The sequence below is a fragment of the Photobacterium kishitanii genome (genome assembly GCF_000613045.3).
Taxonomy (GTDB): domain Bacteria; phylum Pseudomonadota; class Gammaproteobacteria; order Enterobacterales; family Vibrionaceae; genus Photobacterium; species Photobacterium kishitanii.
The window spans coordinates 2,780,355-2,806,133 of the sequence record NZ_LN794352.1; the positions used below are offsets into that span (position 1 = coordinate 2,780,355).

A 25,779-nucleotide genomic window follows, 5' to 3' on the forward strand; every position below is an offset into this window, starting at 1 on the left:
ATATTTGGATCAAAAAAAGGGGCTATTAAGCCCCTTTATATCATGATATTAGCAAAACGTTTAGCCTTGTGGCTGCTCGTCTTGTGCAGGAGCTGCGGCTGGCGCTTCTACTGCTTCTTTCATGCTTAGACGGATACGGCCTTGACGGTCGATTTCAAGTACTTTAACTTGAACTTCTTGACCCATCTGTAGGTAATCAGACACTTTCTCTACACGATCTTGTGAGATTTGAGAAATGTGAACTAGACCTTCTTTAGCACCGATAACTGATACAAATGCACCGAAATCAACGATACGCATTACTTTACCAGTGTAAACACGGCCAACTTCAACGTCAGCTGTGATTTCTTCGATACGACGGATTGCTTCTTGTGCAGCAGTCCCTTCAGTCGCAGCGATCTTCACTGTACCATCGTCTTCGATTTCGATTGTAGTACCAGTTTCTTCAGTAAGTGCACGGATAACTGCACCACCTTTACCGATAACATCTTTGATCTTCTCAGGGTTGATCTTCATCATGTGAATGCGAGGAGCAAACTGAGAGATATCTTCACGAGGAGAGTTAATTGCGTTATCCATTACGCTAAGGATGTGCTTACGCGCGCCTTTAGCTTGGTTAAGTGCAATTTCCATGATCTCTTTAGTGATACCTTCAATCTTGATATCCATCTGAAGTGCTGTGATACCGTCGTCAGTACCCGCTACTTTAAAGTCCATGTCACCTAGGTGATCTTCATCACCAAGAATGTCAGAAAGAACAACGAAATCATCGCCTTCTTTCACAAGACCCATTGCGATACCCGCAACAGATGCTTTGATTGGCACACCAGCATCCATAAGAGCAAGTGAAGTACCACATACAGAAGCCATTGAAGATGAACCGTTAGATTCAGTGATTTCTGATACTACACGCACTGTGTACGGGAACTCGTCAACAGAAGGCATAACAGCTTGAATACCACGTTTCGCCAACTTTCCGTGACCAATTTCACGACGCTTAGGCGAACCAACGAAACCAGTTTCACCTACACAGTATGGAGGGAAGTTGTAGTGAAGAAGGAAGTGATCTTTCTTCTCACCCATGATGCTATCAATGATTTGAGCATCACGTTGTGTACCAAGTGTTGCAGTAACAAGTGCTTGCGTTTCACCACGTGTAAATAGTGAAGAACCGTGAGTACGTGGAAGTACACCAGTACGTACGTCTAGCGCGCGAACCATGTCTTTTTCACGACCATCGATACGTGGAAGACCCGCAATGATACGGCCACGTACAACAGTCTTCTCTAGATCGTGGAAGATAGTATGAATTTCTTTCGCGTTTGCATCAACATCTTCAGCAAGAATCGTGTCATTTACTTCAGCAGCAATCTCATGAATACGGTCGTAACGCGCCATTTTCTCTGTGATTTGGTAAGCTTCAACAAGCTTAGCTTCAGCAAGTTCAGCGATCTTAGTTTTAAGTGCTGTGTTCTCTGCAGGAGCAGTCCAATCCCAAGCTGGTGTTGCAACTTCAGCTGCAAACTCATTGATTGCATTGATAACAACTTGCTGTTGGTCGTGACCGAACACTACTGCTTGTAGCATTTGCTCTTCAGATAGGCGATCAGCTTCTGATTCAACCATTAGAACAGCATCTTTAGTACCAGCAACAACAAGATCTAGACGGCTTTCTTCTAGTTCTACATTGCTTGGGTTAAGAACGAATTGATCGTTAATGTAACCTACACGTGCAGCACCGATAGGACCATTGAATGGAATACCAGAAATAGCTAATGCAGCTGATGTACCAATCATTGTTACCATATCAGGGTTAACTGCAGGATTTACAGAAACTACTGTGGCAATAACTTGTACTTCGTTTTTAAAATCGTCAGGGAATAGCGGACGGATTGGACGGTCAATTAGACGTGCAGTCAGTGTTTCGCCTTCTGAAGGGCGACCTTCACGCTTGAAGAAACCACCAGGGATTTTACCTGCAGCGTAAGTACGCTCTTGGTAGTTCACTGTTAGCGGGAAGAAGTCTTGGCCTTCCACTGCTGTTTTCTTACCAACAACAGAAACGAACACTGAAGTGTCGTCCATGCTAACCATTACTGCAGCAGTCGCTTGACGTGCTATAACACCAGTCTCAAGAGTAACCGTGTGGTTACCGTACTGGAAAGTCTTTACGATAGGATTCACGTGAATTTCCTTAAATATATTCCGCTTTCTATTTGCTGGTCAATTATAACCAACACAAACATAAGCGTCATGTAATGATGTCCACTTTTGTAGTGATTTCACGTATCGCGACTAATGAAAGTTCTTAGCCATGAAAAAACTCTCATTAGCCGCGACCTGAAGGTCGACGAAAACGACTCGCGAAGTCATAACAAGTGGATGTGTACAGTTATTTACTCGACACCTATCATATCTTTGCATAAGCATTCATACAACAAACTTGAGCTTAACTCCGGTACAGATAGTAGACGAAATTGCGAAAGATGACAGGGGAACGAATCAATAATAGCGGTATCAATAATAAAAAGAGCAGATAAAAAGAAAGGAGCCTAGGGCTCCTTTCTTAAAGCAATCTTAGCGACGTAGGCCTAGACGCTTGATCAAGTCTTGGTAACGATCTAGGTTTTTACCTTTAAGGTAATCTAGAAGCTTACGACGACGAGAAACCATGCGTAGTAAACCGCGACGGCTGTGGTGGTCATGCTTGTGGTTAGCAAAGTGACCTTGAAGGTGGTTGATTTGCGCTGTTAAAAGTGCAACCTGAACTTCAGGAGAACCAGTATCATTTTCACATTGTGCGTAATCTGCAACGATTGCTGCTTTAGTTTCTGCATTCAGAGACATAACTCATTCCTAATACAAGATGTTTTAATTTGTGCCGCCAATCTCTGATTCAGCCGACACCCAAGCCGCGGATTATACTGATCAGCGGTACTAACTACAAGCGAATAATTAACCAGTGTTATTTTTAATCTCAAACGACTTATTCCCGATAATCAAGATGATTCGCGGTTCACAATCAGTTGCGATTTTCTGGTGTCATTATTATTCTTGTTCGTTTGCCATTACTCGCTTTGGTGCCAACATGCCTTTCGCATCAATGGTACCAACACCAATAAATTCAGCTGCTTCACCGACGGTAATACGCACTAATGTGCCTTCAGCAGGGACAACTTCCGCACTGACAGGATTACCATGCAGCACATGAACAGCTAATTCAGCACTGATGTTCACTTCTGGTAAATCTTGCACCGCAGTATCAGTTGGCAATAATAACGCATCTAACACTGTACCCGGTTCAATCTCATCCGCTTTAGCTTGATCAAGCATTGCTTGTAATTGCTCAATAGTAACCATTCGTTCATACGGAAAGTTAGATACTCCTGTACGACGTAAATAAGTCACGTGAGCGCCACAACCTAGCATTTCGCCTAAATCATCCACAATCGTACGAATATATGTGCCTTTTGACACATGTAATTCCATTTCAACTTCATTGTTATCAAAGCGTAGTAACTCAACCGAATACACCGTAATCTTACGTGACTCGCGAGGAATTGAAATTCCTTCGCGCGCGTATTCATACAATTTACGGCCTTGGTACTTTAATGCAGAGTACATTGATGGAATTTGATCTGTCGTGCCACGAAAGCTATCGATACAAGCTTCAAGTTGATCACGTTCAACATTAACAGCACGGGTTTCAACCACTTCACCATCAGAATCAGACGTATCAGTACGTTCACCTAACTTAGCAACCACACGATAACGCTTATCTGAATCTAATAAAAATTGTGAAAACTTGGTCGCTTCACCAAAACAAAGCGGTAACATGCCCGTCGCTAAAGGATCAAGCGCACCAGTATGGCCCGCTTTTTGTGCAAAAAAGATACGTTTCACTTTTTGCAGCGTATCGTTAGAACTAATGCCGGTTGGTTTATCAACCAAGATCACACCGTTAATTGGACGACCTTTACGACGACGTGCCATGTTTACTCCTCGCCTTTTTCTACTTCGTCTTCATCACCACGACGATCTTCATCGTCACGTACCGCTTTTGATACTAGGTTTGAAATACGCATACCTTCAGTCAACGACTGATCAAAGATAAAGTTTAATTCTGGCGTCACACGCAAGCGAATTTCTTTACCTAATAGTGAACGAATGTAAGGTGCCATTTCACGTAACGCAGCCAAGCTACCTTCTGCCGTTTGCTCACCAATAGTGAAAAACGTTACATAGATCTTGGCGTAGTTCATGTCACGCGAAACATCAACACTTGAAATTGTTGTCATTGCGATCGCTGGATCTTTGATTTCACGTTGTAAAATCACAGCCAATTCTTTTTGTAGCTGTTGAGCTACACGTTGGGTACGGCTAAATTCTTTTGCCATTGTCTTGCTCTCTCTAAGAATAATGCTCTTGAAAGAATGGGGAGCCGAAGCTCCCCATTATCATTATCATGTTGAAAAACAACTATCTACACTGATTATTAATCAAGTGTACGTTGGATTTCAATAATTTCGAATACTTCGATCTGGTCACCAACGCGAACGTCGTTGTAGTTCTTAACGCCGATACCACACTCGTAACCGTTCTTAACTTCAGCAACGTCATCTTTAAAGCGACGTAGTGACTCAAGCTCACCTTCGTAAATAACTACGTTTTCACGTAGAACACGAATAGGGTTATTACGCTTAATAGTACCTTCAGTTACCATACAACCAGCGATTGCGCCGATCTTAGGTGACTTAAATACGTCACGTACTTCAGCAAGACCAATGATCTCTTGCTTGAACTCAGGAGCCAACATACCACCCATCGCCGCTTTAACTTCGTCGATTAGTTGGTAGATGATTGAGTAGTAACGTAGGTCTAGGTTTTCATTTTCGATTGTTTGACGCGCAGACGCATCAGCACGAACGTTGAAACCAAGAACGATAGCGTTAGAAGCTGCTGCAAGTACTGCATCAGTTTCAGTGATTGCACCAACACCTGAACCTACAATGTTCACTTTAACTTCGTCAGTTGAAAGTTTACGTAGTGAGTCAGCAATTGCTTCAACAGAACCTTGAACGTCAGCTTTTAGTACTACGTTTAGCTCAGCAACTTCGCCAGCTTCCATGTTAGCAAACATGTTTTCTAGCTTAGATTTTTGTTGACGTGCTAGTTTAATATCACGGAATTTACCTTGACGGTAAAGTGCAACTTCACGAGCTTTACGCTCATCACGTACAACAGTTGCTTCATCACCAGATGATGGCACACCAGAAAGACCAAGGATCTCAACAGGAATAGAAGGACCTGCTGATTCAATTTCTTGACCTTGTTCGTTGCGCATTGCACGGATACGACCATGCATTAGACCACAAAGAACGATATCGCCCTTACGCAATGTACCTTCTTGAACAAGTACAGTTGCTACAGGACCACGGCCTTTATCAAGACGTGATTCGATAACCACACCTGACGCCATGCCTTCTTCAACTGCTGTAAGTTCAAGAATTTCTGACTGAAGTAAGATAGCTTCTAGTAAACCATCGATGTTAGTACCTTGTTTCGCAGAGATGTGAACAAACATGTTCTCACCGCCCCACTCTTCAGGCATAACGTCGTATTGAGCTAACTCATTCTTCACGTTGTCTGGGTTTGCATCTTCTTTATCGATCTTGTTTACCGCAACGATCAAAGGTACGCCAGCTGCTTTCGCATGCTGAATCGCTTCGATTGTTTGTGGCATAACACCATCGTCTGCTGCAACTACAAGTACAACGATATCTGTCGCTTGAGCACCACGAGCACGCATAGCTGTAAACGCTGCGTGTCCTGGAGTATCAAGGAAAGTGATCATACCATTGTCAGTTTCAACGTGGTAAGCACCGATGTGCTGTGTAATACCACCTGCTTCGCCTGAAGCAACGTGTGCTTTACGAATGTAGTCAAGTGTTGATGTTTTACCGTGGTCAACGTGACCCATGATAGTAACAACTGGCGCACGAGATACTTTGATTAAATCTAGCTCGTTACGATTAGAAAGAATCGCTTCTTCCAATTCGTTTTCTTTACGTAGAATAACCTTGTGGCCCATTTCTTCAGCAACAAGAGATGCTGTTTCTTGGTCGATAACTTGGTTGATAGTCGCCATTGCGCCCATCTTCATCATTACCTTGATAACTTCAACGCCTTTAACAGACATTTTGTTAGCCAATTCAGAAACAACAATCGTTTCGCCAATAATAACATCTTGCTTAGCGACTAGTGCTGTCTTATCGAAGCCATGTTGCATTGATGCTGGTTTGTTCATTTGTGGCTTACCGCGACCACGTTGGTTACGACCGCCACGGCCACCACGTTCGTCTTGCTTAGCCGCTGGTTTTTTCTTTTTACGACGGCGAGAAGTTTCTTCTTTGCGGTCTTGTTCATCTTCTGCAGCACGAGCATATGTAGATGTCGTTGTATGGTAATCAGATTTTTCCATACTTACTGCTTGCTCAGGTTTTACCCCGTTTTTCTCGTTCTGTTCTGCCATTTTGCGAGCCTCTTCTAGCTGACGCTGACTTTCTTCTTCGGCTTTTCGCTTGGCTTCCTGTTCCAGACGACGCTGTAGTACTTCAGCATCTAACTTAGCCTGTTTGTCAGCGACGGTGCGCTTAGCTTTTTGATCAGCTTTACGCTTATCCTCTTCGGTACGATTCGCTTTATCCTCAGCGTCTCGCTTTAATTTCTCTTCTGCTTCACGCTTGGCAGTTTCTTCTGCTTTACGCTGCTCTTCAGCTTGACGTGTGGCAGCTTCCTCTGCGCTACGTTTTGCTGCTTCTTCTGCGGCTTGGCTAGCAATCATGTCAGCTTCACGTTGCGCTTTTGCTTCCGCTTCACGCTTAACAGCATCTTCTGCTGCACGTTGTTCATCTTCAAGTGCTGAACGTTTCACGTAGGTGCGCTTTTTGCGCACTTCTACTTGAACATTTTTACTCTTGCCACCACTGCCAGACACACTTAGTGTACTACGTGTCTTGCGCTGCAGAGTCAGACGAGTCGGAGCGCCGTCAGTATTGCCGTTACTACCATGCTCCTTTTGGAGATGATTAAGTAACGCCTGTTTTTCGGTTTGGCTTACATTTTCATCAACATTCTTAGCGATCCCAGCATCTGAAAGCTGTTGAAGTAAACGGTCAATTGGCGTACCAATTTCTTCCGCCAATGTTTTAACGGTAACCTCTGACATAATGCTCCTCCCTTGCTTTATTTTTTGATTACGCTTCGTCGCTGAACCAGCAAATATTACGCGCAGCCATAATTAGCTCACCCGCTTTTGCATCGTCTACGCCTTCAATGTCGGTCAAGTCATCAGTTCCTTGATCAGCAAGATCTTCAAGCGTACAAATACCTTTTGCTGCAAACTTAAACGCTAACTCACGCTCAAGACCTTCCAGACTTAATAAATCTTCAGCTGGTTCTACACCATCAAGCGTTTCTTCTTGAGCAAGCGCTAATGTAGTCAATGCAGCTTTTGCACGGCTACGTAATTGCTCAATAATCTCGTCATTAAGACCATCAATATCCATTAATTCACTTAATGGAACGTAAGCAATTTCTTCTAGTGTAGTAAAGCCTTCTTCCACCAATAAAGTTGCAAAATCTTCATCAATATCAAGGTGTTTAGTAAACACTTCAATTGATGCTTGCGCTTCTGCTTGGTGTTTTTTCTGTAGATCTTCAACTGTCATTACGTTTAGTTCCCAGCCAGTAAGCTGTGATGCTAGACGTACATTTTGACCGTTGCGACCGATCGCTTGTGCCAGATTATCTTTCTGTACAGCGATATCCATAGTGTGGTTGTCTTCATCAACAATGATTGAATCAACTTCCGCAGGCGCCATTGCATTAATAACGTATTGTGCAGCATTTTCATCCCACAATACGATATCAATACGCTCGCCGCCAAGCTCACTAGAAACAGCTTGAACACGCGCGCCACGCATACCAACACACGCACCCACAGGATCAATACGCTTATCGTTAGTTTTTACTGCAATTTTTGCACGAGAGCCAGCGTCACGTGCTGCGCCCATTAGTTCAATGAGTTCTTCGCCCATTTCAGGCACTTCAATGCGGAATAGCTCAGATAACATTTCTGGCTTAGAACGCGTCATGAATAACTGGAAACCACGAGCTTCAGGTGCAACTTTGTACAGTAGACCACGAACACGGTCACCTGGACGGAAGTTTTCACGCGGAAGTTGATCATCACGCTGGATAACGGCTTCTGCGTTGCTACCCAAATCAATAATCACTGCGTCACGATTTACTTTCTTAACAATACCAGTGATTAACTCACCTTCATTATCAATAAATTGTGCCACAATTTGCTCACGCTCAGCTTCACGTACTTTTTGTACGATAACTTGCTTTGCAGTTTGCGTAGTAATACGGTCGAATGTTACTGATTGAATATCATCTTCAACATAATCGCCTAGTGCAACTGTTGGATCTTCAAATTGTGCCGCTTCTAACGTAATTTCAAGTGTAGGTTGCGTAACCTCATCTACTGCTTTCCAACGACGGAAAGTTTCGAATTCACCCGTTTTACGATCGATAACAACACGAACTTCGATTTCTGCTTCGTGTTTCTTTTTAGTTGCTGTTGCTAATGCAATCTCAAGCGCTTCAAAAATACGCTCGCGAGGAACAGCTTTTTCGTTGGATACCGCTTCTACGACAGCCAAGATTTCTTTGTTCATTTCTAATGCCCCAATTTAGCGGTTAGAATTTTGGAACTAGGTTGGCCTTGGAGATATTGCTCAGTGCAAAGGACTCGTCATTGCCATCTACGTTAAGTGTGATCAGTTCGCCTTCAACAGCGACAATGTCACCTTTCCACTTACGACGGTTTCCCATCGCCATTTTTAATACTAAGCTAACTTCATGACCAATAAATTGTTGATAATGTGTTGCTTTGAAGAGTGGTCTTTCCAATCCAGGGGAAGACACTTCTAGGTGGTAAGCAACAGTAATTGGATCTTCAACATCCATTACTGCACTAATCTGGCGGCTAACCTCTGCACAACCGTCTACATTAATACCATTTTCATGGTCAATAAACACGCGAAGTGTGGAGTGCTCACCAGCACGGATGAACTCTAAACCAACAAGTTCAAAGCCAATAGCTTGAACTGAAGGCTCAAGTAAGTCGGTTAATTGTGTCTCTAAAGCTGTCAAGACAACCCCCCGGAAACAAAAAAAGGGCATAAAGCCCAGTAAATACCTGAATGGTCATGTTTCAGATAATAAAAAACCCCGAATACGGGGTTTTTTATTACTGGACCCTGATTACTAAAACCATGCAAGCAAATGTTTTAGTAAGAAAACAAACATTCAAAATTAAGAATAGTCTATTTTCAGGAAAGTGGTTGCGGGGGCCGGATTTGAACCAACGACCTTCGGGTTATGAGCCCGACGAGCTACCAAGCTGCTCCACCCCGCGTCCGATTCTGAACAGAGTATACCGTTCAGATGTTACTATTACAAGTAACCAGTATAATGGTGCCGAGAAGGGGACTTGAACCCCTACACCTTGCGGCACTAGCACCTCATGCTAGCGTGTCTACCAATTTCACCATCTCGGCTAAATCTTTACTTACTGAGATTTTTCACTTGTTGCTGGTGTTGTTTCAGCAGTGTTCTCAGTTGTTTTTTCTGCTGTAACTACTTTATCAGTGGTTACAGTCTTTTGTTTTTCAACAGCTTGTGTTGTAGCAGGTGCTGAAAGGTTATCCCAGCCACTTGTCTCTGCTGCTTGCTTGGTACTGATATTGCCAAGAACAAGACTGATTGCAAAGAAAACAATTGCACAAAGTGTTGTCATTCGAGTTAGAAAATTTCCTGAGCCGCTAGAGCCGAACAAAGTTCCTGAAGCACCAGCCCCGAATGAAGCTCCCATATCTGCGCCTTTACCTTGCTGAACCATTACTAGGCCAATTACACCAAGCGCAGCGACAAGATAAATCACAAGTAGAATTTCGTACATGGGTTCCACCTATGGATAAATTGCTATACCGGCTTTGCTTTAGCAGTGCCAGCGCATTCCTCTTATCTAGAGAGCGAATGAATACTAGCGAAACCCTGTAACAGTGACAAGTAATATTTACCTAAAAAGTGAATATTCCAAACCACTTGCACAACATTTAGCCAAAAACAAAGTCATTGAAATAAAAAGGCTGACCATATTTTATTAGCCAGCCTCCACCTTATTGAGTAATGCTTAAAAAATTAAACATTTATCAACAATTATTACATTAGCAGTTTTCTTTCACTGCTTTTGCAATTTCTAATGCATATTGCTTAACATCAGCTGCATTTTGGCCTTCAACCATAACACGAATCAATGGCTCAGTGCCTGATTTACGTAATAATACGCGACCATTATCACCTAATTTTTGCTCAACCGCTTTAGTTGCAGCAAGAACCGCTGCTGATTGTAGAGGATCACTATCGCCTTTAAAGCGTACATTTTCCAATACTTGCGGGAACATTGTCATCCCATCACTAAGCTCTTTTAAGCTCATCTTACTTGCAACAATAGAAGCCATTACTTGCAAACCAGCTACAATACCGTCACCAGTTGTTACTTTATCAAGTAAAATAACATGGCCTGAATTTTCAGCACCAATTAGCCAATTATTCTTTATTAGCTCTTCCATTACATAACGGTCACCCACTTTTGCACGTACAAAAGGAATGCCTAAATTTTTAAGTGCAACTTCCATGCCCATGTTAGTCATTAATGTACCAACGACACCACCTTTGAGCTCACCACAACGTAATGCATCACGAGCGATGATATAAGCAATTTGGTCGCCATCAACTTTATTACCTAACTCATCAACCATAATAATACGGTCGCCATCGCCATCAAGGGCAATACCAAAGTCAGCTTTTTCTGCTAAAACTTTAGCTTGTAATGCAGCAACATCAGTTGCACCGACTTTGTCATTAATATTGATACCGTTTGGCTCGCAACCAATAGTAATAACCTCAGCACCTAATTCAGAAAAAACTTTAGGAGCAATGTGGTAAGTCGCGCCATGAGCACAATCAACAACAATTTTATAACCTTCAAGGCTTAAATGGTTAGGGAAAGTACCCTTACAAAATTCAATATAACGACCCGCTGCATCATCAATACGGTAAGCCTTACCCAATAATGCCGATTCAACACACGTTAGTGGTTTTTCCATTTCAGCTTCAATCGCCAATTCAACCTCATCAGGTAATTTCGTACCCTGCGCTGAAAAGAACTTAATGCCATTATCGTGATAAGGATTATGTGATGCAGAAATAACAATCCCTGCTTCAGCACGAAATGTACGAGTTAAATAGGCAACAGCAGGAGTTGGCATTGGACCTGTAAAAGCAGCTTTTAAGCCAGCCGCCGCTAAACCCGCTTCTAAAGCAGACTCCAACATATAACCTGAAATACGGGTATCTTTACCGATTAGGACTTTTTTAGTTCCTGTTTGCGATAATACGCGTCCAGCCGCCCAACCTAATTTCATTACAAATTCAGGTGTAATAGGGCCTTCACCAACAAGACCACGAATACCATCAGTACCAAAGAACTTACGTTCAGCCATTTTATGCTCCTAGCTCTATTTACTAAGTATATCGACTGTAATTAGCTTACAATCTTCCACTGTTATGAAATGACATCTAAACTATTTAGAATAATTTGCGACCATATTACAGATTTTAACAACATCAATTGTTTCTTTAGCGTCATGAACACGAATTATTTGTGCCCCTTTCATCGCTGCAATCGTCGCACACGCTAAACTGCCGGCTAAACAATCACTGGGAGGGATATTTAACAATTGCGATATCATCGATTTACGTGACATTCCCGCTAATAACGGTAATCCAAACTGATGAAATTGCTCAAGTTGCGCTAATAGCTGATAATTATGCGCCATTGTTTTACCAAATCCGAACCCCGGATCGAGCACTAACTGTTGCCGTGTAATACCATATTGCTCACAAGCTTGAATACGCTCGTGCAAAAATTGATTCACATCCGTGATCAGGTCGACATAATTCGGATCGGATTGCATTGTACGCGGTTGACCTTGCATATGCATCAAGCAGATAGGAACATTTGCTTTTGCTGCTGCTTCTAGTGCCCCTGCTTCTTGTAATGCTCGCACATCATTAATTAAATCCGCTCCAGCATTAACAGCCTCGGTCATCACTTGTGCTTTACTAGTATCAATCGAAATCCAGCAATCAAATCGCTGTCTAATTGCTTCTATTACCGGAATAACTCGAGCGAGCTCCATCTCAAGATTAACATCAGCAGCGCCTGGACGAGTCGATTCACCACCAATATCAATGATCGCCGTACCCGCTGCGATCATTGACTCAACATGACGTAACGCACTCTCTAATTGATTATATTTACCACCATCAGAAAATGAGTCGGGCGTAATATTAACAATCCCCATCACTTGAGGCGTTGTAAGATCCAGCGTCTTACTCTTACTAATTAACATCATGTTATGGCTCCAAAAATTTCAATAAAAAAAAACCCCGACCTAAGTCAGGGTTTTCTATTCACTTAGCAATTATGCTTGAGGCTTGCTATCTGTATCGTCTTTCTCAGATAGAGCATCAATACCATCGCCTACAGGCTCATCAGGAGCAAGTTCAGTTTCAGGTGCATTGCGTAACGTATCACCATCGTCGATCCAACCTTTCGGTGGACGGATTTCAGATTTACGTTCCATCAAGTCATCAATCTGACCAGCATCAATGGTTTCATATTTCATCAATGCATCTTTCATAGCATGCATAATATCCATATTATCAACCAAAATTTGACGGGCGCGTTGATAGTTACGATCAATTAAAATACGTACTTCAGTATCAATCAACTTCGCTGTGTCATCCGACATATGCTTGCTTTGTGTTACTGAACGACCAAGGAATACTTCACCTTCGTCTTCTGCGTACAATAATGGGCCTAGCTTGTCAGAGAAACCCCACTGAGTAACCATCTTACGAGCAATATCAGTTGCACGTTCAATATCGTTCGATGCACCAGTTGATACTTTCTCACGACCATAGATAAGTTCTTCAGCAAGACGGCCACCGTAAAGACTTGAAATCATAGATTCTAAGAATTCACGCGAATGACTTACACGATCTTGCTCTGGTAAGTACATAGTTACACCAAGTGCACGACCACGTGGAATAATTGATACTTTGTACACTGGATCGTGATCCGGTACTAAACGACCAATAATTGCGTGACCAGCTTCATGGTATGCCGTTGATGCTTTTTGCTCTTCAGACATCACCATTGATTTACGCTCTGCGCCCATCATGATTTTGTCTTTTGCTAGTTCAAATTCAACCATTGATACTGTGCGTTTATCACCACGAGCTGCAAATAATGCGGCTTCGTTAACAAGGTTGGCTAAATCAGCACCAGAGAAACCAGGTGTACCACGTGCAATCAATGATGGATTAACATCACCATCTAGCGGCACTTTACGCATGTGAACTTTAAGAATCTGCTCACGACCACGTACATCTGGAAGACCAACAACGACTTGACGGTCAAAACGGCCAGGACGAAGTAAGGCTGGGTCAAGTACATCAGGACGGTTAGTTGCGGCAATAACGATAATACCTTCATTACCTTCAAAACCATCCATTTCAACTAGCATCTGGTTTAGTGTTTGTTCACGTTCATCATGACCACCACCAACACCAGCACCACGTTGACGACCTACCGCATCGATTTCATCGATAAAGATAATACAAGGCGCTGCTTTTTTCGCTTGTTCAAACATATCACGGACACGGGATGCACCCACACCGACAAACATTTCAACAAAGTCAGAGCCAGAAATAGTAAAGAACGGTACTTTTGCTTCACCAGCAATCGCTTTTGCCAGTAAGGTTTTACCCGTACCAGGAGGACCAACCATCAACACACCTGTTGGGATTTTACCACCTAGTTTCTGGAAGCGGCTTGGATCACGTAAGTAATCAACCAGCTCTTTAACGTCTTCTTTGGCTTCATCACAACCTGCTACATCAGCAAACGTTGTTTTGATTTGGTCTTCACCCATCATGCGCGCTTTAGATTTGCCGAACGACATGGCACCTTTGCCACCACCGCCCTGCATTTGACGCATAAAGAAAATCCAAACACCAATAAGCAATAGCATTGGGAACCACGAAATGAAGATTGAAGCTAAAAGGCTTGGCTCTTCTGGTGGTGTACCTTGTACTTGTACGTTAGCGTTAATAAGATCGTCTAACAGCTTAGGATCATTTGCGACAGGTAAGTATGTTACATAGCTCGCATTATCACGTTTGGTTACAGTGATTTCACGATCATTGAATCGTACTTCCTTTATCTGATCCTGACCGATTTGACGGACAAATGTCGTATAATCGACTTGGCCCTTGGCACTATTACTGTTGGTTCCGAAACTCTGGAATACAGACATAAGAACAACTGCAATGACCAGCCATAAAATCAAGTTTTTTGCCATGTCACTCAAGGTGTTAACCTCGCGATAACTAAAAGATGAATGTAGATTACTACAGTTTGTAACCTGTAGCCACAATATAGACTTCACGCGAACGATCTCGCGAGGAATCTGGTTTACGAATTTTGACCACTTTAAACATGCTACGAATATCAGCGAGATATTGGTCGAAGCCTTCGCCTTGGAAAACTTTTACCGCAAAACTGCCATTCGGTGCAAGTACTTGTCGACACATATCTAATGCAAGTTCAACAAGGTACATAGCTCGAGGTTGGTCGGATGCAAGGTTACCACTCATATTAGGTGCCATATCAGACATTACCACATCAACCATATCTGGTTGAATACGCGTTAATAAAGCCTCTAATACTGCTTCTTCACGGAAATCACCTTGAAGGAAATTAACCCCTGGTAGTGAATCCATCGGCAAAATATCACAAGCGATGACCTGTCCCTCATCACCTACAATTTCTGCCGCATACTGTGACCAACCGCCTGGTGCAGCACCAAGGTCAACCACTGTCATGCCTGGTTTTAATAATTTATCTTTATTTTGAATTTCTTCAATTTTAAAGAAAGCTCGCGAACGGTAACCCCGTTTTTGTGCTTCTTGTACATATTTATCGTCAAAATGTTCTTTTAACCACCGGCCTGAGCTAGCGGATTGTTTTTTTCTACTCATGATAAACCTAATGAGTTGCCATACTTAGTAAGTATACGTCGGCTAAAGACTTTATCGCACCTAATTCATTAGATTGCGCCCTAAAAATGTGCAGTGCAACATAATCACTGTAAATTTTCCGACTCTCATCTATTAAACAAATTAGTCTTCTAGAGTAGATGGCGGTAGAATGTCGCGTTTTCAACCCTTGTAACTAAAAAAATAGAGTCATCATGAATCTAAGCACAAAACAAAAGCAGTTCTTAAAAGGCCTAGCTCACAACTTAAAACCTGTGGTTCTAATGGGCGCTAACGGCCTTACTGAAGCTGTATTAGCTGAAATCGATTTAGCTTTAAATCACCATGAGCTTATTAAAGTAAAAGTAGCTTCTGAAGATCGTGAAACTAAATTATTAATCGTCGACGCTATTATTCGCGAAACTAAAGCAGAAAAAGTACAGGTGATTGGTAAAACATTAGTGCTTTACCGTCAAACTGAAGATCGTAAAATCGAACTTCCTCGCAAATAAAAAAGGCCGCCTAGCGGCCTTTTTTATAGCCGTCGTTGGCAATAAACTGTTTTTTGCTAACGACAAACATTACCGTTACTAATTGAAGGTAACGCTTATTTGTCAAACATAGTCTATATTTTTGCTAACGACAAACAGCAATTAATCATTAAATGTATTGTACATCCATGATTTCAAATTCTTTTAAGCCACCGGGTGTTATGATCTGCACTTCATCACCCGTTAACTTACCAATTAAACCACGCGCAATCGGTGAATTAACTGAAATTAAGTTTTGCTTAATATCGGCTTCATCATCACCCACAATGCAATAAGTCATTTCTTTATCACTATCTAAATCGAGTAATTTGATAGTCGTACCAAAAATAACTTTACCTGTATTAGCTAATGTTGTTACATCAATTACTTGTGCTACTGATAACTTATATTCGATATCACGAATTTGAGCTTCACAAATACCTTGTTCTTCACGCGCAGCATGGTACTCAGCGTTTTCTTTTAAGTCACCAAGTTCACGAGCTTCAGCAATAGCTTGAGAAATAAGCGGACGACGCTTCAACAATACCTCAAGTTCTTTGAGCAGCTTTTGTTCGCCGCGAACAGTCATTGGTACTTTTTCCATAAATAAATAACCTCTGTAACCTGATAGCGCTCGCCAATTTCAGGTAAATAGCGTCAGCCTAGCCCATAGCTAGTCTGACAGAATAAAAATGATTTGGTTTATTTTAAACAAAGATGACCAAGAGATCATCATTGATAAATGATAATCCGCATTTAACTGTTATTTATCTGCTAATTATTTTGTTACATCACTGACTCAAAAGCATCAGGATTGCTATTAACGATAATATAAAATGAATCACGCTTTATGTTAGCACTTACTCACTATTGTGATATTGACGCTAACAACATCAAAACAGTTACAATTCAATCAAAATCAAAAAGCGCGCCAAATCACACTCTTACAAATAAAAACGTCATTTTTAAATATAAAAAAAACAATATTTTCTAAATAGAACTAAAATGTAAAAAATAATTAGAACTTTTACTTATTTATATAACACATTGATAATAAACATTATAAAAGCAATAAAAAACCTAAAAAAGACCTATTTAAACTATTTTTCAGTTTTTTTTACTAACATATTACCAATGACACAAGTAAAAAGAACGCCATAGCATTTGGCATCAAAATGCAAACTATAAAAAAATCATATAAAGGATTCGGCAATGAACAAGAACCTAATTGCTCTAGCAGTAGCAGCAGCGACTTTCTCTGGCGCAGCATCAGCAGCAACAGTTTATTCAGACGACACTTCTAGCCTAGCTATTGGCGGCCGTGTAGAAGCTCGTGCACTTTCTTCTGAGAACGCAACTAATAATAAAGTTACAGACGTTCTTAAACAACACACAAGCAACGATGTAACTGATATTTCACGTGTACGTGTAAACATTGATGCTAAAACTCAAATCGCTGATGGCGTACAAGGTATTGGTTACTTTGAGCGTGAGTTCACAGCAAATACTTCTAACGATGAAAACCGTTACCTTTACGCTGGTGTAAACAGTGATAAGTACGGCCAAATCGTTTACGGTAAGGCTGACGGTTCACTAGGTATGCTAACTGATTTCACTGATATCATGGCATACGCAGGTTCTGTTGTTGGTGGTTCTAAGCTAGCTGTAGCTGACCGTACTTCAAATAACCTAGCTTACGTAGGTACATTCAACAACCTTACTTTCAAAGCGAACTACGTATTTGATGGTGCGGCGTACAACGACGACATTGCTTCTAAAAACTACGGTCAAAAAACAAACCAAAGTGGTTTCTCTACTGCAGCTAAATACGCAGTCGGTGATACAGGTCTTGCTCTTGGTGTGGGTTATGCTCAACAAAAAGATCAAACTGCAATCAATAATTCTGTAAACCAGACATCTAAGCAAACCTTCGCAGTAGCATCGTACACTATGGGCGATCTATACTTCGGCGGTCTATACAAGTACGGTCACCGTGATGCAACAAATCTAAACGGTAAGCTAACAGATTCTCAAGGTTACGAATTCGCAGCAGCATACACTATGGGTAAAGCTGTATTTACGACTACTTACGGCTTCATGAAAGATGAGCGCAACACTGACGGCTCTTACGACGAGTTAGCAAACGCGCTATCTGTTGACGGTACTTACTACTTCAACAGCAACTTCCGCACTTACGCTTCTTACACATTCAACATGCTTGATAAGAACAAAGTAGGTAAAGTTGCAGCATCTGACCAGATTGTTCTTGGTGCTCGTTACGACTTCTAATCCTTACGATTAAAAGCGTACCCCAAAAAGCGTCGACCTTGGTCGGCGCTTTTTAGTATCTGATATTTGCTAGAACGATATAATGATGGGCTTTTTACTCAGCCAATAAAAAAAGCTATTATTACTGCTCATTTTATTTATACCAATATACCTAAAAATGCTTAAACGACTTATTTGTTCCGCTTTGCTGCTAACAAGCATGCCATCATTTGCAGCGTTTGCGCCTCAGCAAGCCCTCAAGCAATTGCCAACGGGCAGTGACGCCTCACTCCTCGTTGTTAACCCTGCGACTAACAAGATTATCTATCAGCATCAAGCGAGCCATCTGCAAGCCCCTGCGAGTACTCAAAAATTACTCACTGCACTCGCGGCTAAATTATATTTAGGTAATGACTTCCGTTTTAGCACCAACCTTGAAACCCAAGGTAATAATGTTATTTTAGATTTTAATGGTGATCCCACCTTAGAAAGCAGTGATATCGCCAACCTATTACGCCAACTCAAACAGCAAGGTACTAGCACTATCAAAGGTAACCTTTACCTTAACGGTGGTCATTTTACCGGGTTTGAGCATGCGGTGGGTTCACCGTGGGACATGCTAACGCAATGCTATAGTGCACCATCAAGCAGCATTACTTTGGAACATAACTGTTTTGAAGGCGCGTTATATTCAAACATGGCTTTCGGTGCTAAAACACGCTTACATATTCCTAATCACCAGCCAGTCACAGCCACTAATGATGCGATTGTAGTAACTAAAGCGCAGCAAAAAGACCAATATTGTGAGCTATTACTACAAGCAAATGATAACAACAGCTATCATATAACGGGTTGTATTCAACCCAAAAAAGATCCATTAGCACTACGATTTGCCGTTCAGAATACCACGCTGTATTCTACAGCTATTATTAAGCGGGAATTAAAACGCGCAGGTATCCGTTTAAAGGGCAAGATTTTACGTAATGACACTATCAGCGGTAAGATTATTGCAACCCACCAGTCAGCACCATTAACGACGCTGCTATATATCATGCTTAAACGTTCTGATAATTTATTTGCCGATAACCTTGCTAAAACCATGGGTGCTAAATACTTTAATCAAGCGGGCAACTATGCTAATGGTGTCGCAGCCATCAAAGCTATTCTAAAACAAAAAGCCAACATTGATTTATCTAATACCATCATGGTTGATGGCTCAGGGCTTTCGCGTAATAACCGCTTAAACACTCATGATTTAATGGAAGTGCTTACTTACATTTATCATCATCCTAAACTCGGCTTAATTACCGATTTACCCGTAGCGGGTAAAAGTGGCACCCTTCAATACCGTAAAAGTGTTCTAAATGCGCCGTTAAAAGATCATATGATTGCTAAAACTGGCTCACTATTTGGCACCTATAACCTTGCTGGTATTCTGAAAACCAAATCGGGTGAACCATTATTATTTATACAGTTAGTTACCAACTATTACCCAACTAAGGCTGAATTAAACGCCGATCCATTACCGCCAATCAATCAATTTGAAAAGCAGTACTATACTTCACTGTATAATAACTACTGATTGAAATTAGCGTATTAATTGGCTAATAACCAAATGCAAAAAGCCCCATTTATCCGTCATCACTTAACGTGACAACCCGTAAATGGGGCTTTTCTATAACGGTATCAAATGTTTTATGCTAACAACGATAACATTTAATGGCCTAAGCCAAGAATCCAATTAATAGTGCTAAAATAAATGACCATGCCAGTAATATCGACCATTGAAGCTAATACAGGGCTTACCAACACTGCCGGATCTAAATTAAGTGCCCGCGCAACTAATGGTAATAGACCCCCGGCACTGGTTGATATAACGACTTGAATCGAAATAGCAACCCCAATCGCCAACGCCACCATGTGTAATGTAATTCCAGCAGGTAACACTACATGACCACTAAAGAATACCACTCGTCCAACGATCACCGCCGCTAACCCAAGCGCAATCACTAACGATACTCGAAACTCTTTCCATAATACCGCCAACCAATCCCGAGCGCGGATTTCTTCCATTGCCAGCGCTCGCACGACTAACGTTGCAGCTTGTGAACCAGTATTACCACCTGCAGCGGCAATAACTGGCATATAAATAGCTAACAGTACCAATTGGCTTAATGTATTTTGATAATGCGAGATAATTAATCCAGAAATAATCCCCATTAAAGCTAAACCTACAATCCAACCAATACGCTCACGAACATGGTTAAAAACACTATTTTGTAAGTAGTGACCAACAGGCTCTACTTCAGAACAAATCAAGCCTAAGCCATTAGCTAATTGACGAACTTTAACGTCTTCTTTTAACTCATCAAGACGATCAAGCAATAATTGAACATGGCGTAAAGGGCATTCATGAAGCACCACTAACGCTTCAGGTAAGGGCATTTTTGCTAATAAATGTGCTTGCTCATCTAAATCATATTTTAGAAAAGCATTACGCACAGCCAATGCATCACGTTGGTCTAAATGAGCACTTGTTGCTGCAGCATAAGCTGCAAAATTCATTACTGTCATGGCGGTTTTCCCGGTTAACTGATACTCAAAAAGAGTAATAAGTAGCGACCGTCACAATTTAAATTTTAATACCATCAGCTAGCAGGCATAACATTATGCCCTACTGATAATAGCAGCCATTAAAAACTGATATTGATAGCATTAATAATAAAAATTGCACTTAAATATAAACGGGAAAATCGAGGAAAAATGTCGTGGATAAATGATTACACTAAAAAGAAAGACATATTATTCCGAGCCTGGCAGCACGGAAACGTAACGCATACCGTTGCTAGACTTGATTTTCCACCATCATACTCGGGGGCTGGTCGGTATCGTTCACTTATGTCTCCAAAAATATATCGCTTACTGCGACGCCTGCATTGTACGCTATTGATGTATCGCTGCAACCCAATCGAACCTTATATAAAGCAAAAGTTTGATTGCACCTACGATCAAATAGTAACCGCTACGTCATGATGTAATATAGCTATAATTAAAAAGGCCAAGCACTTTCATGCTCGGCCCTTATCACAATCAACAGTCGTATCGAAATACGCTTACTTAATCATGGCATGCAGTTCTTGAATCGAGGTTACGGTATTACGGTCATCAGCAGTATGTGCCAAACAAGTCGCAAAACCAGCATTCAAGGTAGTGGTATAATTCACTTTCTCAGCCAAAGCACTGCGACGAAGTATTTTAGAATCCTCAATCGCTTGACGACCTTCAGCAGTGTTAACAATGTAGGTGTATTCATTATTCTTAATACGGTCAAGAATATGAGGACGACCTTCGTGAACTTTATTTACCAAGCGTGGATTAATACCCGCTTCACCAAGAATCACCGCAGTACCGTGAGTTGCATCTAGTTGGTAGCCAAGTTTAATCAACTTAGACGCTAAATCAACCACACGCTTCTTATCACCTTCGCGAACAGAAAGTAGTGCACGTCCTGATGATGGGTACTCTTTACCACAGCCTAGTTCAGCCTTAGCAAATGCTTCAGCAAACGTATTACCAATTCCCATTACTTCACCTGTTGAGCGCATTTCAGGGCCTAACAGTGGATCAACACCTGGGAACTTGTTAAACGGTAATACCACTTCTTTTACTGAATAGTATGGTGGAATGACTTCTTTAGTAAAACCTTGCGACTCAAGTGATTGACCAGCCATGACACGAGCTGCGATTTTTGCAACCGCCACACCGGTTGCTTTTGATACAAATGGCACTGTACGCGCGGCACGAGGGTTAACTTCAATTAAGTAAACTTCGTTATCTTTAACCGCGAACTGAGTATTCATCAAACCACGAACACCTAATTCAAACGCCAAATTCTTCACTTGCTCACGCATTACATCTTGAATTTCTTTACTTAGCGTATAAGCAGGCAATGAACATGCTGAGTCACCAGAGTGAACACCAGCTTGCTCAATGTGTTCCATGATGCCAGCAATAACCACTTGCTCACCATCACAAATCGCATCGACATCAACTTCAATCGCATCATCAAGGAAACGGTCAAGCAATACAGGTGATTCGTTGGAAACACTCACCGCTTCGTTAAAGTAACGACGTAAGTCTTGCTCATCGTACACAATTTCCATCGCACGACCACCTAGTACATAGGATGGGCGCACAACCAATGGGAAACCGATGATTTTTGACTTCTCAATCGCCTGTTCCATGGTGGTCACTGTTGCGTTTTCTGGTTGTAATAAACCTAAACGGTCAACAGCTTGTTGAAAACGTTCGCGGTCTTCAGCACGGTCAATCGCATCAGGGCTAGTACCAATAATTGGCACACCAGCAGCTTCCAAAGCACGCGCTAATTTAAGTGGTGTTTGACCACCGTATTGAACGATAACACCTTTCGGCTTTTCAACACGAGCAATCGCAAGTACATCTTCCAGTGTTACTGGTTCAAAGTACAAACGGTCGGAGGTATCGTAATCTGTTGATACTGTCTCTGGGTTACAGTTAACCATAATGGTTTCGTAACCGTCTTCACGTAATGCTAATGATGCATGTACACAACAGTAATCAAATTCAATGCCCTGACCAATACGGTTAGGACCACCACCTAGAATCATGATTTTGTCTTTGGTGGTTGGATTCGCTTCACATTCTTCATCGTATGATGAGTACATGTAAGCGGTATCTGATGAGAACTCAGCCGCACAGGTATCAACCCGCTTGTATACAGGATGAATATCGAATTGGTCACGCAATTTGCGAATTTCGCTTTCAGCAACGCCAACCAATTTAGCTAACCGAGCATCACCAAAGCCTTTACGCTTTAATGCGCGCAGTGATTGCTCATTAAGACCTGCAAAACCAGCGGCTTTAACACGTGCTTCATCTTTAATGATATCTTCGATTTGAACCAAGAACCAACGGTCAATATTGGTCAGGTTAAAGATACCGTCAACTGACATACCAGCACGGAACGCATCACCGATATACCAAATACGATCAGCACCCGCGGCTTTTAATTCATAACGAATTTTGCTCATTGCATCAGGTTCATCAAGATCAACCATCTCGTCAAAACCATTAGCGCCAACTTCTAAACCACGTAATGCTTTGTGCAATGATTCTTGTTGGTTACGACCAATTGCCATCACTTCACCCACCGATTTCATCTGGGTAGTTAGACGGTCATTTGCACCCACAAACTTTTCAAAGTTAAAGCGCGGGATCTTAGTTACAACATAATCGATAGTCGGTTCAAATGAGGCTGGTGTTGCGCCACCAGTGATATCATTCATTAATTCATCAAGAGTAAAGCCAATCGCTAATTTCGCCGCAATTTTAGCAATTGGGAAACCCGTTGCTTTTGACGCTAGCGCTGATGAGCGTGATACACGTGGGTTCATCTCGATGATAACCATACGGCCATCATCAGGATTAATACCAAACTGAACGTTTGAACCACCCGTTTCAACACCAATTTCACGTAATACTGCTAACGATGCATTACGCATTAGCTGGTATTCTTTATCCGTTAGTGTTTGCGCTGGTGCTACTGTGATTGAATCACCAGTATGAATGCCCATTGGATCAAAGTTTTCAATCGCACACACGATGATGCAGTTATCGTTCTTATCACGAACAACTTCCATCTCGTATTCTTTCCAGCCAATCAAAGATTCATCAATCAACAATTCACTGGTTGGTGATAAATCTAAGCCGCGCGAACAGATCTCTTCAAATTCTTCTTTATTGTATGCAATACCACCACCGGTACCACCCATCGTAAATGACGGACGAATAATACAAGGGAAGCCCACCATCTCGAGGACTTTATAGGCCTCTTCCATGGTGGTTGCAGTATCAGCACGAGGGCACTCAAGGCCGATTGCTTTCATTGCTTTATCGAAACGTGAACGGTTTTCAGCTTTATCAATTGCGTCAGCTGTTGCACCAATCATTTCGACATTAAATTCTTTTAATACGCCATACTTTTCAAGATCTAACGCACAGTTAAGCGCAGTTTGGCCACCCATCGTAGGTAATACTGCATCAGGACGTTCTTTTTCAATGATCTTGCGTACCACTTCCCAGTGAATAGGCTCAATGTACGTTGCATCCGCCATATCAGGATCTGTCATGATCGTTGCTGGATTCGAGTTTACCAGAATAACGCGGTAACCCTCTTCACGTAACGCTTTACATGCTTGTGCACCTGAGTAGTCAAATTCACACGCTTGACCGATAACAATCGGACCTGCACCTAAGATTAATACACTTTTAATGTCAGTACGTTTTGGCATTTTTTACTACTCCCGGCTTAGGCGTTGTGTTTCTTGATTAATTCGATGAAATGATCAAATAGTGGTGCTGCATCGTGTGGACCTGGGCTTGCTTCTGGGTGGCCTTGGAAACTAAATGCAGGCTTGTCGGTACGATGGATACCTTGTAGAGAGCCATCAAACAGGGATTTATGCGTTGCGCGTAGGTTATCAGGTAATGTTGCTTCATCAGCGGCAAAACCATGGTTCTGACTGGTAATCATTACCACATCACGCTCAAGATCTTTTACTGGGTGGTTAGCACCATGGTGACCGAATTTCATTTTCACTGTTTGAGCACCACTAGCTAATGCTAGGATTTGATGACCAAGACAGATACCAAAAATAGGTAAACCTTTTTCTAAAAATACTTTGGTCGCTTCAATTGCGTAAGTACATGGCGCTGGATCACCAGGACCATTAGATAAGAAGATACCATTAGGGTTAAGCGCTAGTACTTCTTCTGCTGTTGTTTGTGCAGGTACAACCGTTAAACGACAACCGCGGTCAACAAGCATACGCAGAATATTACGCTTAGCACCAAAATCATATGCCACGACATGGTACGGCAACTCACTGTCATCTTTCGCAGCAGGTAACCCACCCGTTAATGTCCATGAACCTTGCTTCCAGCTATACGTTTCAGCAGTAGTCACTTCTTTTGCTAAATCCATACCTTTAAGGCCTGGAAATGCTTGGGCTTGGGCTAATGCAGCCGCTTCATCAAGATTGTTGCCAGCAATAACACAACCGTTTTGAGCACCTTTCTCACGTAAAATACGAGTTAACTTACGGGTATCGATGTCAGCAATGCCAACGATATTTTGTGATTTAAGATAGTCAGAAAGGGATTGTTCACTGCGGAAGTTGGAAGCGATAAGAGGAAGATCACGAATTACTAAGCCTTGGGCATGAATTGCTGTTGATTCTTCGTCTTCGGTATTAGTACCAGTGTTGCCAATATGAGGATAAGTAAGAGTAACGATCTGTTGCGAGTAAGAGGGGTCAGTGAGGATTTCCTGGTACCCCGTCATCGAGGTATTAAAAACAACTTCACCAACAGCCGAACCATCTGCCCCAATGGACACGCCGCGGAACACTGTCCCATCTTCAAGGACTAACAGCGCAGATTTGCTCAAGACAACCTCCAAAAAATAAAAATGCAATTAAAACAGATAAAGTTGCAACTACCCATTCCATTTAACGCCAAAAACCATTCACTACTGATTTTTGACAAATTGCGCAAATTCTATGGATCAGTTAGCAATCTGTCAACATTTAACCGTAATTAAATTTTAAATATCACGATCAAACACCACTTTTTCATTCAAACACTGTAAATAGCAACTTTAATTACATCTTTAGGACTATTGAATAACGTTAGCTAAAAT

The 25,779-nt window shown here is 41.8% G+C and carries 19 protein-coding genes and 2 tRNA genes; 3 read left to right on the forward strand and 18 right to left on the reverse strand.

Annotation, left to right across the window (positions count from 1 at the left end; translation table 11 throughout):
• Positions 1 to 60 precede the first annotated feature (60 nt).
• The 14 genes from pnp to rlmE all read right to left on the reverse strand — a co-directional run bounded on the left by pnp (position 61) and on the right by rlmE (position 15,243).
• Entirely contained in the window at positions 61 to 2,184 is a 2,124-nt protein-coding gene (pnp, locus tag PPBDW_RS12985) for a polyribonucleotide nucleotidyltransferase (RefSeq protein ID WP_036795971.1), read from the reverse strand.
• A 393-nt stretch (positions 2,185 to 2,577) separates the two neighbouring features.
• On the reverse strand, positions 2,578 to 2,847 hold the full coding sequence (rpsO, locus tag PPBDW_RS12990; RefSeq protein WP_006646210.1) for a 30S ribosomal protein S15: 270 nt from the start codon (positions 2,845 to 2,847) through the stop codon (positions 2,578 to 2,580).
• Positions 2,848 to 3,048: 201 nt separating this feature from the next.
• Entirely contained in the window at positions 3,049 to 3,993 is a 945-nt protein-coding gene (gene truB / locus PPBDW_RS12995; RefSeq protein ID WP_036795973.1) for a tRNA pseudouridine(55) synthase TruB, read from the reverse strand.
• 2 nt (positions 3,994 to 3,995) lie between these two features.
• A complete protein-coding gene (gene rbfA / locus PPBDW_RS13000) occupies positions 3,996 to 4,397 on the reverse strand; it encodes a 30S ribosome-binding factor RbfA (RefSeq protein WP_036795974.1) in 402 nt (133 codons plus the stop codon).
• A gap of 98 nt (positions 4,398 to 4,495) precedes the next feature.
• On the reverse strand, positions 4,496 to 7,228 hold the full coding sequence (gene infB / locus PPBDW_RS13005) for a translation initiation factor IF-2 (RefSeq protein WP_036795975.1): 2,733 nt from the start codon (positions 7,226 to 7,228) through the stop codon (positions 4,496 to 4,498).
• A 28-nt stretch (positions 7,229 to 7,256) separates the two neighbouring features.
• Positions 7,257 to 8,744: a transcription termination factor NusA gene (gene nusA / locus PPBDW_RS13010; RefSeq protein WP_036795977.1), complete on the reverse strand. Its 1,488-nt coding sequence runs from the start codon at positions 8,742 to 8,744 to the stop codon at positions 7,257 to 7,259.
• Positions 8,745 to 8,766: 22 nt separating this feature from the next.
• Positions 8,767 to 9,222: a ribosome maturation factor RimP gene (rimP, locus tag PPBDW_RS13015; RefSeq protein WP_036795979.1), complete on the reverse strand. Its 456-nt coding sequence runs from the start codon at positions 9,220 to 9,222 to the stop codon at positions 8,767 to 8,769.
• Between the two features lie 188 nt (positions 9,223 to 9,410).
• Positions 9,411 to 9,487, reverse strand: a tRNA-Met gene (locus PPBDW_RS13020).
• Positions 9,488 to 9,544: 57 nt separating this feature from the next.
• A tRNA-Leu gene (locus PPBDW_RS13025) sits at positions 9,545 to 9,629 on the reverse strand.
• Positions 9,630 to 9,640: 11 nt separating this feature from the next.
• Positions 9,641 to 10,030, reverse strand: a complete 390-nt coding sequence (gene secG / locus PPBDW_RS13030) for a preprotein translocase subunit SecG (RefSeq protein WP_081045128.1) — start codon at positions 10,028 to 10,030, stop codon at positions 9,641 to 9,643.
• Positions 10,031 to 10,298: 268 nt separating this feature from the next.
• Positions 10,299 to 11,636 carry a phosphoglucosamine mutase gene (gene glmM, locus PPBDW_RS13035; RefSeq protein WP_036795980.1) on the reverse strand — a complete coding sequence of 446 codons (1,338 nt, stop codon included), beginning with the start codon at positions 11,634 to 11,636 and terminating at the stop codon, positions 10,299 to 10,301.
• 81 nt (positions 11,637 to 11,717) lie between these two features.
• Positions 11,718 to 12,551 carry a dihydropteroate synthase gene (gene folP / locus PPBDW_RS13040; protein WP_036795981.1) on the reverse strand — a complete coding sequence of 278 codons (834 nt, stop codon included), beginning with the start codon at positions 12,549 to 12,551 and terminating at the stop codon, positions 11,718 to 11,720.
• 69 nt (positions 12,552 to 12,620) lie between these two features.
• Entirely contained in the window at positions 12,621 to 14,564 is a 1,944-nt protein-coding gene (gene ftsH, locus PPBDW_RS13045; protein WP_036795982.1) for an ATP-dependent zinc metalloprotease FtsH, read from the reverse strand.
• Between the two features lie 49 nt (positions 14,565 to 14,613).
• Entirely contained in the window at positions 14,614 to 15,243 is a 630-nt protein-coding gene (gene rlmE / locus PPBDW_RS13050) for a 23S rRNA (uridine(2552)-2'-O)-methyltransferase RlmE (protein WP_036795984.1), read from the reverse strand.
• A 212-nt stretch (positions 15,244 to 15,455) separates the two neighbouring features.
• Between rlmE and yhbY the strand changes: the two genes are divergently transcribed.
• A complete protein-coding gene (gene yhbY / locus PPBDW_RS13055) occupies positions 15,456 to 15,752 on the forward strand; it encodes a ribosome assembly RNA-binding protein YhbY (RefSeq protein ID WP_036795986.1) in 297 nt (98 codons plus the stop codon).
• Positions 15,753 to 15,900: 148 nt separating this feature from the next.
• On the opposite strand, the gene greA is transcribed toward yhbY, so the two are convergent.
• Complete coding sequence (gene greA / locus PPBDW_RS13060) at positions 15,901 to 16,374, reverse strand: transcription elongation factor GreA (RefSeq protein ID WP_036795987.1); 474 nt, start codon at positions 16,372 to 16,374, stop codon at positions 15,901 to 15,903.
• A 608-nt stretch (positions 16,375 to 16,982) separates the two neighbouring features.
• On the opposite strand from greA, the gene PPBDW_RS13065 reads away from it, so the two are divergent.
• Both PPBDW_RS13065 and dacB read left to right on the forward strand, forming a co-directional pair.
• Entirely contained in the window at positions 16,983 to 18,059 is a 1,077-nt protein-coding gene (locus PPBDW_RS13065) for a porin (protein WP_036795988.1), read from the forward strand.
• 157 nt (positions 18,060 to 18,216) lie between these two features.
• Positions 18,217 to 19,620: a serine-type D-Ala-D-Ala carboxypeptidase gene (gene dacB, locus PPBDW_RS13070; RefSeq protein ID WP_036795990.1), complete on the forward strand. Its 1,404-nt coding sequence runs from the start codon at positions 18,217 to 18,219 to the stop codon at positions 19,618 to 19,620.
• A gap of 134 nt (positions 19,621 to 19,754) precedes the next feature.
• Here dacB and PPBDW_RS13075 read toward each other — a convergent pair whose 3' ends face one another.
• From PPBDW_RS13075 to carA, 3 genes are all read right to left on the reverse strand, one after another.
• Entirely contained in the window at positions 19,755 to 20,612 is an 858-nt protein-coding gene (locus PPBDW_RS13075; RefSeq protein WP_036795991.1) for a magnesium transporter, read from the reverse strand.
• Between the two features lie 539 nt (positions 20,613 to 21,151).
• Positions 21,152 to 24,370, reverse strand: a complete 3,219-nt coding sequence (carB, locus tag PPBDW_RS13080; protein WP_036795992.1) for a carbamoyl-phosphate synthase large subunit — start codon at positions 24,368 to 24,370, stop codon at positions 21,152 to 21,154.
• A 17-nt stretch (positions 24,371 to 24,387) separates the two neighbouring features.
• A complete protein-coding gene (gene carA, locus PPBDW_RS13085; RefSeq protein ID WP_036795993.1) occupies positions 24,388 to 25,527 on the reverse strand; it encodes a glutamine-hydrolyzing carbamoyl-phosphate synthase small subunit in 1,140 nt (379 codons plus the stop codon).
• Positions 25,528 to 25,779: the final 252 nt, after the last annotated feature.

What these genes read in the sequence shown, in the direction of transcription:
- rpsO (WP_006646210.1), bottom strand. Translation starts at nt 2,847, where the DNA reads ATGTCTCTGAATGCAGAAACTAAAGCAGCAATCGTTGCAGATTACGCA.
- truB (WP_036795973.1), bottom strand. Translation starts at nt 3,993, where the DNA reads ATGGCACGTCGTCGTAAAGGTCGTCCAATTAACGGTGTGATCTTGGTT.
- rbfA (WP_036795974.1), bottom strand. Translation starts at nt 4,397, where the DNA reads ATGGCAAAAGAATTTAGCCGTACCCAACGTGTAGCTCAACAGCTACAA.
- infB (WP_036795975.1), bottom strand. Translation starts at nt 7,228, where the DNA reads ATGTCAGAGGTTACCGTTAAAACATTGGCGGAAGAAATTGGTACGCCA.
- nusA (WP_036795977.1), bottom strand. Translation starts at nt 8,744, where the DNA reads ATGAACAAAGAAATCTTGGCTGTCGTAGAAGCGGTATCCAACGAAAAA.
- secG (WP_081045128.1), bottom strand. Translation starts at nt 10,030, where the DNA reads ATGTACGAAATTCTACTTGTGATTTATCTTGTCGCTGCGCTTGGTGTA.
- glmM (WP_036795980.1), bottom strand. Translation starts at nt 11,636, where the DNA reads ATGGCTGAACGTAAGTTCTTTGGTACTGATGGTATTCGTGGTCTTGTT.
- folP (WP_036795981.1), bottom strand. Translation starts at nt 12,551, where the DNA reads ATGATGTTAATTAGTAAGAGTAAGACGCTGGATCTTACAACGCCTCAA.
- ftsH (WP_036795982.1), bottom strand. Translation starts at nt 14,564, where the DNA reads ATGGCAAAAAACTTGATTTTATGGCTGGTCATTGCAGTTGTTCTTATG.
- rlmE (WP_036795984.1), bottom strand. Translation starts at nt 15,243, where the DNA reads ATGAGTAGAAAAAAACAATCCGCTAGCTCAGGCCGGTGGTTAAAAGAA.
- yhbY (WP_036795986.1), top strand. Translation starts at nt 15,456, where the DNA reads ATGAATCTAAGCACAAAACAAAAGCAGTTCTTAAAAGGCCTAGCTCAC.
- greA (WP_036795987.1), bottom strand. Translation starts at nt 16,374, where the DNA reads ATGGAAAAAGTACCAATGACTGTTCGCGGCGAACAAAAGCTGCTCAAA.
- PPBDW_RS13065 (WP_036795988.1), top strand. Translation starts at nt 16,983, where the DNA reads ATGAACAAGAACCTAATTGCTCTAGCAGTAGCAGCAGCGACTTTCTCT.
- dacB (WP_036795990.1), top strand. Translation starts at nt 18,217, where the DNA reads ATGCTTAAACGACTTATTTGTTCCGCTTTGCTGCTAACAAGCATGCCA.
- PPBDW_RS13075 (WP_036795991.1), bottom strand. Translation starts at nt 20,612, where the DNA reads ATGACAGTAATGAATTTTGCAGCTTATGCTGCAGCAACAAGTGCTCAT.
- carB (WP_036795992.1), bottom strand. Translation starts at nt 24,370, where the DNA reads ATGCCAAAACGTACTGACATTAAAAGTGTATTAATCTTAGGTGCAGGT.